This window comes from Porcibacter vitabionis (genome assembly GCF_046263795.1).
Lineage (GTDB): Bacteria > Bacillota > Clostridia > Lachnospirales > Lachnospiraceae > Lachnocurva.
Genome location: NZ_JBJYZD010000007.1, coordinates 42,289 through 57,857 on the forward strand (window position 1 = coordinate 42,289; position 15,569 = coordinate 57,857).

Here is a 15,569-nt window from a genome sequence, read left to right on the forward strand (position 1 = left end):
TGAAAGGAGACATGACTATGAAGAAGTATCAGTGTGAACCCTGTGGCTATATTTATGATCCTGAGCTTGGTGATCCGGATAATGGCGTTGCTCCGGGAACAGCTTTTGAAGATCTTCCGGACGATTGGGTTTGCCCGGTTTGCGGCGTAGGCAAGGATATGTTCGTTCCGGTTGAGGAGTAACAAAAAAAAGGACTGGCGGCTGCCAGTCCTTTTTTTATGAAATTTATTTGATGATTACAGCTGAATACCGGAAAAAGGTGCCAGTCTTTTTCTTAATATTGGTCCAATCAAGGAAACAATGACAATTTTTACAAGGTCAATTGCAATAAATGGAATAACACCGGTCGCTAGTGCTTGTGCAAAGGTCAGATGCATGGAGTAAGCCAGCCAAGCGGTGCCAAAGACATAGAGAACCCAGGTTGCAATTTCCATGATAAGAATGGAGAGAATTCGCTTCTGCCAGTGCTTTCGAAGGAAAAGTCCTGTGATCAGGATCATAGGAAGAAAACCGAGAATATAGCCGCCGGTCGGTCCGAGAAGCTTTGCCGGTCCACTTCCAAATCCGGAAAAGACCGGAAGACCGATCAGGCCAATCAAGAGATAGAGAAAATAAGCAACCACGCCGCTTTTCCATTCCAAGACATACATGGTAAGCAGTAATGCAAAGTTACCAAGAGAAATCGGAACCGGTCCGATGGGGATGGAAAGAGGACCAAGGATACAGATCACTGCAGTCATTAGCGCAGTGGTCGTCATTTTGCGAATCTTAAGATTCTGACGATCACCCTTGGCAAGTGAATCGGATACATTAGAATTCATTGTTGACATAAATAATCCTCCCTGGGCACATATTGTCACCCTGTATTCAATAAGACTAGCTCACAAACAAGCAATATTTTATAGAATGAAGATCATATTGTCAACTAAGTATTTTCCAGGCCTGCCTTCCAGGCTGCTGTGAGTCTTGGTAAGGTCCAGGCAGCATTGGCCGGGCTGGTGGAAGGAAGGCAGAGTGCGCTTCTTCCAGTGACAGGTTCGATATATTTCCGATATAATTTATCAGCTGTCTTTCCATTGGCAATGATGAGTTGAATTCGGCAGGTTTGCAGAATAGGACCAAGGTCATTTGGCTTCACATTTTTAATGCTTGCATCGGAGGATCCGGTGATCGTGCAGGATTTTATGACATCCCACAAGGCCAGGCCATTTCGAAGAAGGAATTCTTTTTTCTCTGGAATCGTTATAGGCAGAGTCTCTCCGTAGATCGAAGACAGAACCTTCCAGAAGCGGTTTTGGGGATGTCCGTAAAAGAAGGCAGTTTCTCTGGACTTGACGGAGGGAAAGGAACCAAGGATCAAGATATGAGAGTTTTGGTCATAGACCGGCTGGATTGGATGGAGAAGAGTTTGTTCTTGCATATTTTTACCTATGTCATTTACGATATTCCGTACTGGTCCAGGTCAACCCGACCATCTGTGACTTCAATTCCATCTGCTTCCAGGAGTTTCTTTTGCACATCTTGGCCGCCGAAGGCGAAGTGGCTGGCGAGTTCTCCTTTCGAGTTTACAACCCGGTAGCATGGAATATGGTCCGGATCCGGATTTTTATGGAGGGCATTCCCGACCGCTCTGGACATACGAGGGTTTCCGGCCATCTCTGCCACCTGGGCATAAGTTGCGACTTTTCCACGTGGGATTTTCTTTACAGCCTCATAGATCCGTCGGGTGGGTGTGTTGCAGAGCATCTCATAACTGTCCCGGATCAAACGCATTACCTGCTCCATAGCGATGCTGCCATCCAGGCGTACGGTGATCCAGTGTTCCTTATTCATGTGATAGGCAGGCGCAAATCCTTCGCTTTTCTCAAGGATATGGATGAAGTCAGGCTCTGCTTTGACATCCATAATGGGAATCAGATTCGAAGAGAGTAGGCCGATCTGATCCCCACGAACCAGCATGAAAACAGCAAACCATTTCCCGGACAAAGGTTCCTTAGCAGTGACATAGTCCGGATATTTCTGCCAGGGATGTTCTATGATGGCATGGTATTGGCTCTCTATCTGCTTTAGGATCAAGGATCGCATGAAAAGATCCCTATTCTGGGGTTGGTCTGTATTTGTCATGAAGAATGCTCCTTTTGAATCTTTATGATCAATTACAAAGATAGACCAAGGAATCGTCATTCGCAAGGGCCTCAAAGTGATATCTTTCTCCTGAATTTGTACTATAATAAAAAGTACTGGTGATAAAATCCAAGAGTTGATGATTGGGGGTATTTATGACTTACGAAGAAGTATTGAAAAATGCCAGGACCTGTAGTGGACCTTCCTGCAAGGCATGTCCTGTTTGTAATGGCAGGGCCTGTGGAAATCAGATGCCGGGTCCTGGGGCTAAGGGCTCCGGCGATGTTGCAATCAGAAATTATGAGGCCTGGCAGAAGATCCGGATCAACATGAATACGATCTGCGAAAATCGAGACGTGGATACGACCTTTGATTTCTTTGGTAAGAAACTTGCTTTGCCGATCATGGCCGGACCGGTTGGTGCAGTTCAGCTGCATTACGGGGATAAATATGACGATGTCGCTTATAATGACATCCTGGTTCCGGCGGCAGCTGATGAGGGCATTCTGGCCTTTACCGGTGATGGAACGAATCCAAAGGTCGTAGAAGCTGCCAGCGCTTCGATCAAAGCGAATGGGGGTATGGGGATCCCGACCATTAAGCCTTGGGATCCGAATACTTTGGAAGAGAAATTTGCTCTTGCAAAAGAGGCAGACCCTCTGGCGATTGCGATGGATGTCGATGCAGCCGGTCTTCCTTTTCTGCAGGGACTAACACCGCCGGCCGGTTCTAAGACCGTAGCTGAATTGAAAGAAGTGATCCGCATGGCAGAAAAGCCCTTTATTATTAAGGGAATTATGACCGTTCGTGGTGCGCTTGCTGCAAAGGAAGCCGGTGCCAGCGCAATTGTTGTTTCCAATCATGGCGGTCGTGTACAGGATCAGACCCCTTCCACAGCTGAAGTGCTCGAATCCATTAAGGATGCGGTCGGGGATTCCATGATGGTTCTGGTAGATGGCGGTATTCGAACCGGTGTAGATGTCTTCAAGGCACTGGCTCTAGGTGCAGATGCCGTTTTAATTGCCCGGCCCTTTGTGACTGCAGTTTATGGCGGTGGAGCGGAAGGTGTTCGGCTTCTGACGGAAAAGCTGAAGAATGAGCTGGTTTCCACGATGAAAATGTGTGGCGTACACAGTCTGTCGGAGATCAATCGTGACTGTCTCTTTATGCCGACAAGTCACTATGTAATGTTTTGATCCCGGCTTTCCCTGGAAATGAAATTTTAAAAATACTTTTTGGGTAGAAAAATAGGGCGTGTGATTTACACGCCCTGTTTTTCTCCTATTTTACTCCACCACTATGTTCACCGGTTTTACTCCGCCTCTATGATCACCGGTTCTCCATCCAGTGAGATTTCTCCATAATCGATTTCGACAGACTGGCCATTGGCTAAATTAGTGTAGATCCCGTTTGCCAGATGGAGATCAGAGGAAGGGTCTCCGACGTGAGCCAATGCAGGCTGACCCTTGGTGCTGAAGAATCCGATCAGGCGACGGCCTGGTTTTCCATTGATGGTTTTGGCATTTTCCTGATGGACAGCGACAAGCAGGTCCTTGGAAAGGATCTCAACATGGAAGCTTGCGTCTGTCAGAATGGGATTCTTCTTGAAAGCAGAAAGATGCAGCATCAGATCCTGGAGTTTTCTTAAATCTTCTTTGGCTTTCGTTTGATCGGAAGCTTTTTCTTCCAAAGTGTTATTGATCTTTCGGCAATCATCTTTGGGATCGGATCCCCATGGGATGAGATCCTTATCGAAGAGGGTCGGTGTGTGGCCGATCCCGGCTTCCTGCCCGTTATAGATCAGAGTCGTGCCTTTCAGGAAGTAAGTAAATGCAGTCCAATTTCGAAGCATCTTCGGATCGCGAAGAAGGAAAGCAGCCCGAAGTCGGTCGTGATTTTCCAGGAAACGAAGCTTGCAATAATTATCCGGATAGATATTTTCCTGGAGATTCAGGCGATCGACATAATCCGCCAGGCTGTTTTTTCCACTGAGGAAACCATCCAGGAGCCAGTAACTGTCATATTCATAGCAGAGATCAAAAGCCTGGTAGAGTTCGGAATCGGAAGCGCAATAGACTCCTCTGGACCGGTTGAACTCGATGAAATTCGGTTCGACGGATTCAGCCAGCCAGATGGCACCGGGGTGTACTTTTGAAACGGCCTGTCTGGCTTTTTTCCAAAATTCGACCGGAACCATGGGTGCCACATCACAGCGGAAACCGTCTACATGATAATCGCCTGCCCACATTTTTAAGGTTTCGATCTGGTAATCCCAGAGATCCGGATTGGAGTAATCCAGATCAATGACATCCCACCAGTCACCGACTTTGTTTCCGAAATCACCGTTTTCCTTGTGATAAAACCAGTCCGGATGTTCCTTGGAAAGCTTGCTGTCCCGGGAGGTATGATTGTATACGACATCAATAATGACTTTCATTCCCATTTCATGAATGGCATCGACCAAACGGCGGAAGTCTTCTTTTGTTCCGAACTCCGGATTCACATCACGATAATCCGAGATGGAATAGGGAGAACCCAGACTTCCCTTTCGGTTTACCTTTCCAATCGGATGGATGGGCATAAGCCAGACAATATCCGTTCCGAGAGACTTGATATGAGAGAGATCCTTCCGGACGCCATCGAAGGTGCCCTCTTTACTGTAATTTCGAATGAATACGGAATAGAGGATCTGATTTCGGAGAGATTTTGGTGTATCAATAGCCACGACAAGGCTCCTTTCTGCTAGTAATTCAAATCGGATATGCTACAATGATGATACCACAAGACGATTTCGAACCAAAGAGAAATCATGAGACGAAGACCCTTTCGAGGCTTTCGACTGGTCGGAATCGATAGAAATCCCAAATCATTGAATGATGTATGGAAACGAAAATTTAGTCTTGGAAACAGAAAAGTTCGAGGATAGTGAGCATGCGTGTAACCGATCATATTATGGAACTGGACAAGAAGGATCCCGGAGAGCGGGGGACCATTCGTAAGGATTTTGGGCGGCTGGTTTTTGTCCTCTTAGGAGCCCTCTTAATGGCCTTCAATATACGAACCTTTGTCCGGGCGGGAAATCTATACCCCGGCGGAGCAACCGGCCTGTCACTTTTAATTATCCGCCTTTTGAAGAAATTTGCCGGGATCAGCCTTCCTTATGCTCCGGTCAATATTATTTTAAATGCAATCCCGGTCTATATCGGTTTCCGTTTCATCGGAAAAAAGTTCACGGGCTTCTCTCTTGTCATGATCGTGGCGAACTCTCTTCTGGTGGATCTGATTCCGGCCCATGCCATCACCTATGATCCTCTTTTGATTGCCATTTTCGGCGGTATGATCAATGGCCTGGCCATCAGCTTGTGTCTGATGGTCGGGGCGACCAGCGGAGGAACCGATTTCATCTCGATCTACATTTCGAAGAAAACCGGAAAAGATGCTTTCAATATCATCCTTGGCATGAATGTCTGTATTCTGGCGATTGCCGGATTGAATTTCGGATGGGACAAGGCACTGTATTCGATCGTTTTCCAGTATTTCTCCACCCAGGTTTTGCATCTTCTCTATCGGAACTATCAGAAGGTCACAATGTTCATCGTCACGGATTATCCGGATGAGGTCAGTAAGATGATCTATGAGGTCTGCCGGCATGGTTCGACCAGGATTGAAGGAAAGGGCGGTTACAAGGGCAGCGACCGGACGGTGGTTTATTCCGTCATCGATGCACCGGAAAGTAACCGGGTCATCCAGGAGATCTATAAGATCGACCCCCATGCCTTTGTAAATTCGGTTCAGACGAAAGAACTGCGCGGAAACTTCTATTATAAGCAGATGGACTAGTCGAAACAGAGATCAGAGGTCCAGCACCAGGATCCGGTCGATTTTCGGATTCCACCGGCTCCGGTAGGCATAGGCTGCGGATTCAAAGCACAGGTAGAGTTTCCCCTGGTCGGCTGTGATCTGCTCCAGCATGGGCGGCAGGGTATAGCTTCGGTCCGGGACGCTGGACAGACGGATATAGTCCATGAAAGTTCCATAATTTTCAAATTCCATGAGACGGCTGTCGACCGGTCCGAAGGACTGGGAGAGAGCCGTTACTTTATTATTGACCGTAAATCCCTGGATACCTCCATTGATCAGTGTGATGCCGGAGGGAACAATGATCTTCTTGTTCAATTTCAAGACCTTTGAGACATCATTGGAATCGGAACGGATGTCACCGGACATTTCATCAATGGCAAAGGTCTGGACAGTCGATACACTGTCGCCTCCGGCCTTGAAATTTCCGATATAAAGCTTGCCGTCATGATAGTCGAGGAAGGAAGTCCGTTTCATGGAATAGATGGGCATGGAGTAGCGGAAAGCGATGGGCTCCGCCTTGTCATTCAGGGAATATTTTTCCAGCTGATCCATGGAAAAGGCGCTGACATAGGCCGTTTTCGTTTTCCTCATATAATCGCAGATCCAGATATTGCGGTGTATGGGATCGTAGGTGATGCCACCGACATGAGGCCTGTTTGGGAGAACGATCGTTTTCACATAGGTATGATAGGCCTTATTTAAAACATAGACCACGCTGTTATGCTTTCCGGAGCCGCAATAAGCGGAGATCAGAAGGTATTCGCCTGCCGGCGTGACACCCTGGGGCGTCATGGAAGTGCAGATGTCCGGATTCTTATTGTTCGAAAGCGTTTCCGTCGTCTTCAGGCCCGGAATGACATAGCTGGAACGAAGAATATGTTTCAGCATGACTTCGTCCGTAAAACCATAATTTCGCAGGATCTTCTTGATCTGTTCGTCGCTGTAAAGGGGATCGGTACTGGTGGAATCCTCGTCTGTCACCGGTTCGTGATATTTGGGATAGACATAGGCAAAATAGTATTCCAAACCGAGGATTAGAAGGATGACGAGGAAAATCGATCCGAAGCGAAGCAGACGTTTCCGTCGGACCGCCGGAGGTGTTTTCCGCTTTCTGTTTTTCAGGATCACAGCCAAAAGCCGGACTTTCCTTCCTGCAAAGATCCAGAAACGGTAGGGCAGGGACAGGGCCAGACTGATGAAAAGCCAGCCGGTCAGATGGAACTTTAAGACCGGGAAATTACGAAAGAGCAGGACCTCGGCGGCGATGAAGACGGCCGACAGGACTGCATTTCCGATAAAGTAGACCGGAATCGAGGTCTTCTCTCCCCGGATGAAATAGAGACCAATCTGTAGAAGAGCCAGGAAAAAGACCACGAGGACCAGGATCTCCAGAGCCAGAAGGACAAGTAAGATCCGGTTGATATCCCTGTCATCCATAAGATCGGACAGTTTCAGCGCATCCTTATCTCCGCTTAAACGAAGCAGGGTCTTTCGAAGATCCCCTGCACTGGTGAAAATTTCCTTAGGGCCGAAGGCACCGTCCGAGATCTCGTCCAGAGCCTTGTCTGCAACAGGCAGGTTGACGCCGGTGTTCCTGTAGATCAGTTTGGATATACTTCCGGTCAATTCCGTGGCATCCTGGAAGACACCGCCGTAAGCTGCAATGACGGGAGAGATGATCCAGGGACGAAGAAAAAGAAGCAGGGATAAAATGATCAGTAGGACCGGCAAGATGTGCTGCTGGAACAAATGCCGGATCTTTTTGGAAAATTTGTTGGTAGAAAATCGATTCTGTTTCATGAAATATATACTCGATAAATTTTAGGATACGAGAGATATTTTATCATGAAAGGCAAGTTCGTAAAACAGAGAAGTCCCATTTCGCTGACAAAGCAAAGGGTACTTTTGACACGGTAATCATTCAAATGATAAGATACGAAAAGAAGATACGAAGTAAAGAGAGATTCCATGAAATGTTTAATATTGTCTTACTCGAACCGGAGATTCCGGCAAATACAGGAAATATAGGGCGTACCTGCGTCGCAACCGACTGCCGCCTGCATCTGATCCGTCCGTTTGGATTCATTATCAATGATAAGATGCTGAAACGGTCCGGCCTGGATTATTGGCCAAGGCTGGATGTCAGTTACTACGATGACTGGGATGATTTCCTTACGAAAAATCCCGGAGCTGATCTATATTTCGCAACGACAAAAGGTCGTCATGTATATTCCGATGTGAAGTATCCGGAAGGCGCCTATATCGTATTCGGGAGAGAAAGCGGAGGGATCCCGGAGGAGATTTTGATGCAGCATCCCAAAAGGTGTGTGCGGATCCCCATGGCCGGCGAAGAGCGATCCTTGAATCTGTCCAACTCAGTTGCCATTGTGCTGTATGAAGCCCTGCGCCAGCATGATTTTTCGGGGCTTACCATGAAGGGGCAGCTTCATAACCATAAGTGGAAGCCGGAAGATATGTAGATTGTTGGAATGGACGATCTCTTATCTATCGTTCGGATTTCCGTCTCATTCCGTCGCCGGTTTATGATTTTACATAAACTTTACAAACAACCGATAATAGACTTCACATTCATTCTTTAAGATAACACCTGTAAGCGTAAGAAACTTACAGGTGTTTTTCGTTTGAATTACGAGGAGGAAAGAAATGAAAACATGTAGTTTCAAGTCTGTTGGCAAACGTTCTGCAGTGATCGGATTGACCGCACTTATGGCAGCATCTCTTCTGGCAGGATGCGGAAGCTCAAAAGCTGCTGATACGAATAAAGGCAGCTCGGACACCGGTTCGGCTGCGAAGACAGAAGCCAAGAACTTATCCGGTAATGTCTCCACCAACGGTTCCACTTCGATGGAAGAAGTCATCGGAGCCCTGTCGGAGTCCTTCATGCAGGAATATCCCAATGTAAAGGTCACCTATGATGCGACCGGTTCCGGTTCCGGCATTGAGGCAGTTTCCAACGGATCTTGCGATATCGGCCTGGCTTCCAGAGATCTGAAGGACGAGGAGAAGTCCAAGGGACTCGAGCAGACGACCATTGCTCTGGACGGTATCGCAATCATCGTAAATAAGGATAATCCGATGAAGGATATCTCCCTGGATCAGATTGCGCAGATCTATACCGGTCAGGCAACGGACTGGTCAAAGGTTGGCGGCGAAGCCGGTGAGATCGCAGCCATCGGCCGTGAAGCAGGCTCAGGTACCAGAGATGGTTTTGAGACTGTAACCCAGACTGCCGACAAGTGCAAGTATTCTCAGGAATTGACTTCAACCGGTGCAGTCATTGAAGCTGTTAAGAACAGTAAGAGTGCGATTGGTTATGCCTCCTTCTCTGCTGTTGAGAACAACAAGGATGTCAAGGTTCTGACCGTTGGCGGTGTAGAGTGTAATGAGAAGAACATCAAGGACGGAAGCTACAAGGTACAGCGTGATTTCAACCTGATCACAAAGAAAGATACCAAGCTTTCCGATACCGCTCAGGCTTTCTTCGATTTCGCAAAGTCCAAGGACGTAGAAAAGCTGATCACTAAGGCCGGTGCTGTTCCGACTGCAAAGTAAGAAAGAGACATATGACTTCGAGATGGACGGGTGAAATGTAGACCATTTCCTCGTCTATTTCTATAAGGAATGCTTTAAGTAAAAAGAATGGAAGAACTATGACAAGGAAAGACAACAAAAAAATATTGGAGAGGATTCCCCAGATCATTTTCCTGATTTGCGGACTCTGTGCCGTCACATTTGTTTTGGCGATCTCAGTATATCTGATTATTTCCGGAATTCCGGCCATTCGTGAGATTGGTCTGGTCAAATTCCTTTTTGGTAAGGTCTGGAAGTCCACCGCCAAGGTCAATCCCCAGTTCGGAATCCTGCCCTTTATTCTGACCTCGGTTTATGGAACAGCCGGAGCTGTAATCATTGGTGTTCCGGTTGGACTTATGACGGCAATCTATCTGTCGAAGATTGCACCGAGCGGACCGGCCAAGGTCATTCAGACGGCAGTTCAGCTCCTTGCCGGTATCCCTTCCGTTGTCTATGGTCTGGTTGGCATGATTGTTCTGGTTCCTCTGATTCAGAAAGCATTCAAGCTGTCGTCCGGCGCAACCCTCCTTGCAGCTATTATTGTACTGGCCATTATGATCCTACCCTCCATCATTAATGTGTCAGTGACAGCTTTGAATGCAGTTCCGAAGGAATATGAAGATGCATCTCTGGCACTCGGAGCTACGGAAACAGAAACCTATATGAAGGTTTCCGTTCATGCCGCAAGAAGCGGTATTGCAGCATCCATTGTGATGGGAGTCGGTCGTGCCATCGGAGAGGCCATGGCCATCATCATGGTTTCCGGAAATGTTGCGAATATGCCGGGTCTCTTAAAATCCGTTCGATTCATGACAACCGCGATTGCATCGGAGATGTCCTATGCTTCCTATGGTTCCCTTCAGCGAAACGCACTGTTCTCTATCGGATTGGTCCTCTTCTTATTTATTATGCTGATTAATGCAATTTTAAATCTTCTGATCCGAGGCAGGGAGGATACAGAATGATCATTCGGGACATTCGTGATAGAAGATACAAGAGGCTTTTTCGAAATAGAGGAAGGAGCTTGACATGACAAAAGTTGAAACAATCGATACAGGCAGCTGTATGAATTCCATTACCAGAGATTATGGGAAAAGGGTCAGCCGGAAAATCTGGAATCAGACCATTCGAGGGCTTCTCTATCTGTGTTCCTTTATTACCGTGGCACTCCTGTTCTTTCTTCTGGGTTACATTTTTTATCGGGGCATACCGCATCTGACCTGGAAACTGCTGAAATCGCAGACCAGCTATCTCAAAGGCACGATTGGTATTCTTCCGAATATTTTAAACACCATCTATATCATTGTCGTAGCCATGGTCATTGTCCTTCCCATCGGTGTCGGAGCTGCCATCTATCTCACGGAATATGCGAAGAACCGAAAGCTGGTTTCTCTGATCGAATTCGCAACCGAGATCCTGACCGGAATTCCATCCATTATTTTCGGTCTGGTCGGTATGCTGCTTTTCACCCAGCTCATGGGATTGCAGCAAGGTATTCTGGCCGGAGGTCTGACTCTGGTGATGATGGTTCTCCCGACCATTATCCGAACCACACAGGAGAGCCTGAAGACGGTTCCCGCAAGCTATCGGGAAGGGTCTCTGGCACTCGGCGCAGGCAAGTGGTACATGATAAGGACTGTGGTTCTTCCCAATTCCATCGACGGAATCGTGACCGGCTGCATCCTGGCCATCGGAAGAATTGTCGGTGAGTCGGCAGCCCTTCTCTTTACCGCCGGCTTCGGACTGGTTCTGAATGGATTTTTCCGGGCCTTAACCTCCTCATCCGCAACCCTTACGGTTGCACTCTATGTCTACGCCAGTGAACGGGGTAAGACAGATGTCGCCTTTGCCATCGCAGTGATCCTGATCCTTTTGACACTGTTTATCAACTTCCTGGCGGATTTTGCCGGAAAGAAACTTCGAAAGTGATTCGAATTCCGGCGGAAATATAGACCAAATCGGTATGCAGGAAAGAAAGGCACGAATAGCAAGGAAAGAATTATGAAGTATGCAATTGAAGCAAACAAATTGAATCTCTGGTACGGCGATCACCATGCATTGAAGGATGTATCGATCCAGATCCCGGAGAAGCAGATCACTGCCTTAATTGGACCTTCCGGATGCGGAAAGTCGACCTTCCTTAAGACCTTGAATCGGATGAATGATCTGGTGGATCATGTGAAAATCACCGGAGAGGTTAAGTATGAAGGACAGAATATCTATGATAAAGCAGTGGATGTGACGCTCCTTCGGAAGCGCATTGGCATGGTTTTCCAGAAAGCCAATCCATTTCCTATGAGTATTTACGATAATATCGCCTATGGTCCGAGGATCCACGGCATTCATTCGAAGATCAAGCTGGATGAGATCGTAGAGAAGTCCCTTCGCGGGGCTGCCATCTGGGATGAAGTGAAGGATCGGCTGAAAACAAGCGCTCTCGGCATGTCAGGTGGTCAGCAGCAGAGACTCTGTATTGCAAGGGCTTTGGCTGTAGAACCGGATATTCTTCTGATGGATGAATCGACCTCAGCCCTGGATCCGATTTCTACCGGAAAGATCGAGGAACTCTGTCTGGAACTGAAAAAGAAGTATACGGTCATTATGGTAACCCATAATATGCAGCAGGCGGTCCGTATTTCAGACTACTGTGCATTCTTTCTTCTGGGTGAAATGGTGGAATTCGGAAAGAGTGAGACCATCTTCTCGATGCCCAAGGATAAGAGAACCGAAGATTACATTACAGGGAGGTTTGGCTAATGCGTTCTGTTTTCGACGAGCAGCTTGAGGAAATGAATCAGGAGCTGACAAAACTGGGTATGATGTGTGAATATGCGATCCGAAAGGCTTGTGTATCTCTTCTTCAGCATGATCTTATGATGGCGAAGGAAGTGCCGGACCTGGTGGAGCAGATCAATGAAGAGGATCGTAAGATCGAGAATCTGTGTCTCCGCCTCCTTCTTCGTCAGCAACCGGTTGCCAGGGATCTTCGGAGAATCTCTTCGGCATTGAAAATGATTACCGATATGAGAAGAATTGGTGTTCAGGCAGCAGATATTGCAGAGATTGTTACTATGGACACCATCCGTCAGGTAGACGATAATGTAGGTATGCATGAAATGGCGGAAAACGTGATGGGAATGGTCTCGAAGAGCATGGATGCTTTCGTCCATCAGGATGCAAATCTGGCAAGAAGGGTGATTGCATCCGATGATAAGGTCGATTTGTGTTTTGATCATGTCCGGGAAGCTCTGATTACGGAAATTCAAAATATGAATGAGAAGGTGGATCCGAGTCAGCATAAAGCCTATGGAACCAGTATCTTAGATCTGCTTATGATTGCCAAATATCTGGAGAGGATCGGTGATCACGCAGTACGAATTGCAGGCTGGGTTACATTTGCCATCACGGGAACAAGAGAAGATAAAAAGGAGTCAGACGAATGATATTCTGTGTGGAGGATGATGTCAGCAGCAGAGAACTTATGGTATATACCCTGAAAACGGCTGGCTATCAGGCCAGAGGCTTTGCAAATGCCAAGGAGTTTTGGGAAGCCATGAAGGATACGATACCGGAACTTATCATTCTGGATATCATGATGCCGGGTGAAGACGGGATCTCAGTCTTAAAAAAGCTTCGTTCCTTCGTAACGACAGAGGATATCCCTGTTATTATGGCAACAGCCAAGGGCACGGAATATGATAAGGTCATCGGGCTGGATCTGGGCGCAGATGATTACCTGGCTAAGCCTTTTGGCATGATGGAGATGATTTCCAGGGTCAAAGCAGTCCTGAGACGGTCTAAGAAGGCAACGGCTCATCAATCCCTTTTAACAATCGGCTCTATTCAAATGAATACCGTTGAGCATACGGTTCGAGTAGATGGGGAGGAAGTGGAACTGACCTTAAAAGAGTATGATCTTCTCCACCTTTTCATGACGAATCCGGGCAAGGCCTTTTCCAGAGAAATGCTCCTTACCATTGTATGGAATGAAGATTTTCAGGGAGAGTCCCGGACGGTCGATGTCCATATCGGAACCCTCCGCACCAAGCTTTCTGATGCCGGGAGTATGATTAAAACGGTGCGGGGAATCGGTTACAGAATGGAGGTGCCGCGTGAGTCGTAAGATTTTTCGATCCATTTTCTGGACTTCGATTCTGGTCCTTTTGATCACAATCGGACTGATCTTCGGAATTCTTTATGATTATATGGGAAATATCTCCCATCGCCAGCTTCTTTCTCAATTGGATCTGTCAGCCCAGGGAGTCGAGGATTCGGGCATAGATTATCTGGAACAGGTCAAGAAAGATGATTTGAGACTGACCTGGATTGATTCAGATGGTACTGTTCTCTATGACTCCGCATCGGATCCGAAAACCATGCCCAATCATAAAAATCGGGCAGAAGTAAAAGAAGCGATGAACTCGGTATCCGGTTATGGAGAAAGCACCCGTTATTCCAAGACTTTAACAGAACGGATGCTTTATGCAGCCAAACGAATCAGTGATGGAACTGTTTTACGAGTTTCCCTGACGCAGAATTCTGTTCTGACTCTGCTTCTCGGTATGCTGCAGCCGGTGGTTATCATTTTGATCCTTCTTGCAATCTTTTCTCTCTTCCTTTCCAGCCGGCTGGCAAAGAAGATCGTAGAACCCCTGAATGAGTTGGATCTGGATCATCCTCTGGAAAATGAGAAATATGATGAATTGTCGCCGCTTCTTCGGCGGATCGCCGGCCAGCAGGCAGAGATCCGGGATAAAGAGACAGACCTTTTGCAGAAGCAGAGAGAGTTGGATACCATTCTTTCGAATATGAGTGAGGGGATGATCATCCTCCGCCGGGACGGCCAGATCGTAAGCTTAAACCAGGCAGCCGGAAAAATCCTGGATATCCGGGATGCCGTGCCGGGAGAGATGGTTGATTCGACGAATCTGACAAATCTGAAGGAAGGAAAAAATAAGACGAATGGAACTTCCTTTCAGGCCCATAAGGGCGAAAATTTCCTGACCATCTGCCGGAACCTGGATCTGATCAACCTCATCGAGTCGGCCATAGAAGGCCGGGAAGCAGAGCGGCTTCTCACCATTCACGAGAGAAATTATCAGATCAATGCTGCACCGATCACGAGGGAAGGTGACTCTCAAGTCATTGGACTGGCTGTTATGATGAATGATGTGACAGATCGGGAAATGGCAGAGTCCATGCGCCGGGAATTTACAGCCAATGTATCACATGAATTGAAGACTCCCTTGCATGCGATTTCCGGTTATGCGGAACTCATGATGAACCGGATGATACAGGACAATGATCTGCCCGAGTGTGCAGGACGGATCTATCAGGAATCGCAGCGGATGATCCGTCTGGTACAGGATATCATCAGTCTCTCACATCTGGATGAAGGTGCAGGTGATATTGACTGGGAAGAGGTCGACCTCTATGAGCTGTCCAAAACTTCTGTGGAGCAATTTCTGGATGAAGCGGCAAAGAAGGGAATCGGTCTGCATTTGTCGGGAGAAAAGGCCCTGCTTCACGGAAAGAAGCCCCTCCTTCAGACGATGATTTCCAACCTGGTTGACAATGCCATTAAGTACACCCAGGAGGGTGGCAAGGTCCATGTTGAGGTAAAGGCTCACGATCAGGATGTGATCCTTACGGTTTCGGATAATGGAATTGGGATTCCCGAGGCGGATCAGAAGAGGATCTTCGAGCGTTTTTATCGGGTCGATAAGAGTCATTCGAAGGAGATCGGCGGGACCGGATTGGGACTCTCCATTGTAAAACATGCGGTCATGATCCATGGCGGAAGCATTGATGTTGAAAGTCAGCCGGGACAGGGATCGAAATTTATTGTCCGGCTGCCGAAGAATGAAGCGGTCTAGTCATTCTGCAAGCTTGGAATGGCCTTCGTTTTCATCGGTATCTGACAAGATGAAATGAGTGTCAAAAGGTACTTTTGACACTCATTTCGTTATATCGATTTTTTCTAGATAGGC

Annotated in this window: 16 protein-coding genes; 11 read left to right on the plus strand and 5 right to left on the minus strand. The window is 47.3% G+C overall.

Annotated elements, in window-relative coordinates; translation table 11 throughout:
* The first annotated feature begins 17 nt into the window (after nucleotides 1–17).
* Complete coding sequence (gene rd / locus ACKX2L_RS06805; RefSeq protein ID WP_497552924.1) at nucleotides 18–182, plus strand: rubredoxin; 165 nt, start codon at nucleotides 18–20, stop codon at nucleotides 180–182.
* 54 nt (nucleotides 183–236) lie between these two features.
* Here rd and ACKX2L_RS06810 read toward each other — a convergent pair whose 3' ends face one another.
* The 3 genes from ACKX2L_RS06810 to ACKX2L_RS06820 all read right to left on the minus strand — a co-directional run bounded on the left by ACKX2L_RS06810 (nucleotide 237) and on the right by ACKX2L_RS06820 (nucleotide 2,124).
* Nucleotides 237–830 carry a biotin transporter BioY gene (locus ACKX2L_RS06810; RefSeq protein WP_497551969.1) on the minus strand — a complete coding sequence of 198 codons (594 nt, stop codon included), beginning with the start codon at nucleotides 828–830 and terminating at the stop codon, nucleotides 237–239.
* 95 nt (nucleotides 831–925) lie between these two features.
* Nucleotides 926–1,420, minus strand: a complete 495-nt coding sequence (locus ACKX2L_RS06815; RefSeq protein ID WP_497551968.1) for a DNA-deoxyinosine glycosylase — start codon at nucleotides 1,418–1,420, stop codon at nucleotides 926–928.
* 17 nt (nucleotides 1,421–1,437) lie between these two features.
* Nucleotides 1,438–2,124, minus strand: a complete 687-nt coding sequence (locus ACKX2L_RS06820) for a methylated-DNA--[protein]-cysteine S-methyltransferase (protein ID WP_497552925.1) — start codon at nucleotides 2,122–2,124, stop codon at nucleotides 1,438–1,440.
* 155 nt (nucleotides 2,125–2,279) lie between these two features.
* Between ACKX2L_RS06820 and ACKX2L_RS06825 the strand changes: the two genes are divergently transcribed.
* Nucleotides 2,280–3,320 (plus strand): alpha-hydroxy-acid oxidizing protein, encoded by a 1,041-nt coding sequence (locus ACKX2L_RS06825; RefSeq protein WP_497551147.1) that lies wholly within the window; start codon nucleotides 2,280–2,282, stop codon nucleotides 3,318–3,320.
* Between the two features lie 116 nt (nucleotides 3,321–3,436).
* On the opposite strand, the gene ACKX2L_RS06830 is transcribed toward ACKX2L_RS06825, so the two are convergent.
* Nucleotides 3,437–4,849: an alpha-amylase family glycosyl hydrolase gene (locus ACKX2L_RS06830; RefSeq protein WP_497551146.1), complete on the minus strand. Its 1,413-nt coding sequence runs from the start codon at nucleotides 4,847–4,849 to the stop codon at nucleotides 3,437–3,439.
* Nucleotides 4,850–5,055: 206 nt separating this feature from the next.
* On the opposite strand from ACKX2L_RS06830, the gene ACKX2L_RS06835 reads away from it, so the two are divergent.
* A complete protein-coding gene (locus ACKX2L_RS06835) occupies nucleotides 5,056–5,964 on the plus strand; it encodes a YitT family protein (RefSeq protein ID WP_497551145.1) in 909 nt (302 codons plus the stop codon).
* 12 nt (nucleotides 5,965–5,976) lie between these two features.
* On the opposite strand, the gene ACKX2L_RS06840 is transcribed toward ACKX2L_RS06835, so the two are convergent.
* Nucleotides 5,977–7,785, minus strand: a complete 1,809-nt coding sequence (locus tag ACKX2L_RS06840) for a hypothetical protein (RefSeq protein ID WP_497551144.1) — start codon at nucleotides 7,783–7,785, stop codon at nucleotides 5,977–5,979.
* A gap of 173 nt (nucleotides 7,786–7,958) precedes the next feature.
* Here ACKX2L_RS06840 and ACKX2L_RS06845 point away from each other — a divergent pair, with 173 nt between their 5' ends.
* From ACKX2L_RS06845 to ACKX2L_RS06880, 8 genes are all read left to right on the plus strand, one after another.
* Nucleotides 7,959–8,465 (plus strand): tRNA (cytidine(34)-2'-O)-methyltransferase, encoded by a 507-nt coding sequence (locus tag ACKX2L_RS06845; protein WP_497551143.1) that lies wholly within the window; start codon nucleotides 7,959–7,961, stop codon nucleotides 8,463–8,465.
* Nucleotides 8,466–8,649: 184 nt separating this feature from the next.
* Complete coding sequence (locus ACKX2L_RS06850) at nucleotides 8,650–9,558, plus strand: phosphate ABC transporter substrate-binding protein (protein WP_497551142.1); 909 nt, start codon at nucleotides 8,650–8,652, stop codon at nucleotides 9,556–9,558.
* Between the two features lie 98 nt (nucleotides 9,559–9,656).
* Complete coding sequence (gene pstC, locus ACKX2L_RS06855) at nucleotides 9,657–10,544, plus strand: phosphate ABC transporter permease subunit PstC (RefSeq protein ID WP_497551141.1); 888 nt, start codon at nucleotides 9,657–9,659, stop codon at nucleotides 10,542–10,544.
* Between the two features lie 100 nt (nucleotides 10,545–10,644).
* Nucleotides 10,645–11,508 carry a phosphate ABC transporter permease PstA gene (gene pstA, locus ACKX2L_RS06860; RefSeq protein ID WP_497551152.1) on the plus strand — a complete coding sequence of 288 codons (864 nt, stop codon included), beginning with the start codon at nucleotides 10,645–10,647 and terminating at the stop codon, nucleotides 11,506–11,508.
* A gap of 72 nt (nucleotides 11,509–11,580) precedes the next feature.
* Complete coding sequence (pstB, locus tag ACKX2L_RS06865) at nucleotides 11,581–12,336, plus strand: phosphate ABC transporter ATP-binding protein PstB (protein WP_497551140.1); 756 nt, start codon at nucleotides 11,581–11,583, stop codon at nucleotides 12,334–12,336.
* Nucleotides 12,336–13,022 carry a phosphate signaling complex protein PhoU gene (gene phoU, locus ACKX2L_RS06870; RefSeq protein WP_497551139.1) on the plus strand — a complete coding sequence of 229 codons (687 nt, stop codon included), beginning with the start codon at nucleotides 12,336–12,338 and terminating at the stop codon, nucleotides 13,020–13,022. The genes pstB and phoU overlap by 1 nt, the downstream gene beginning before the upstream one ends.
* Nucleotides 13,019–13,702, plus strand: a complete 684-nt coding sequence (locus ACKX2L_RS06875; protein ID WP_497551138.1) for a response regulator transcription factor — start codon at nucleotides 13,019–13,021, stop codon at nucleotides 13,700–13,702. The genes phoU and ACKX2L_RS06875 overlap by 4 nt, the downstream gene beginning before the upstream one ends.
* The gene (locus ACKX2L_RS06880) at nucleotides 13,692–15,455 is read left to right on the plus strand and encodes a sensor histidine kinase (protein WP_497551137.1); all 1,764 of its coding nucleotides are present in this window, start codon (nucleotides 13,692–13,694) and stop codon (nucleotides 15,453–15,455) included. Before ACKX2L_RS06875 ends, ACKX2L_RS06880 begins: the two co-directional genes overlap by 11 nt.
* Nucleotides 15,456–15,569: the final 114 nt, after the last annotated feature.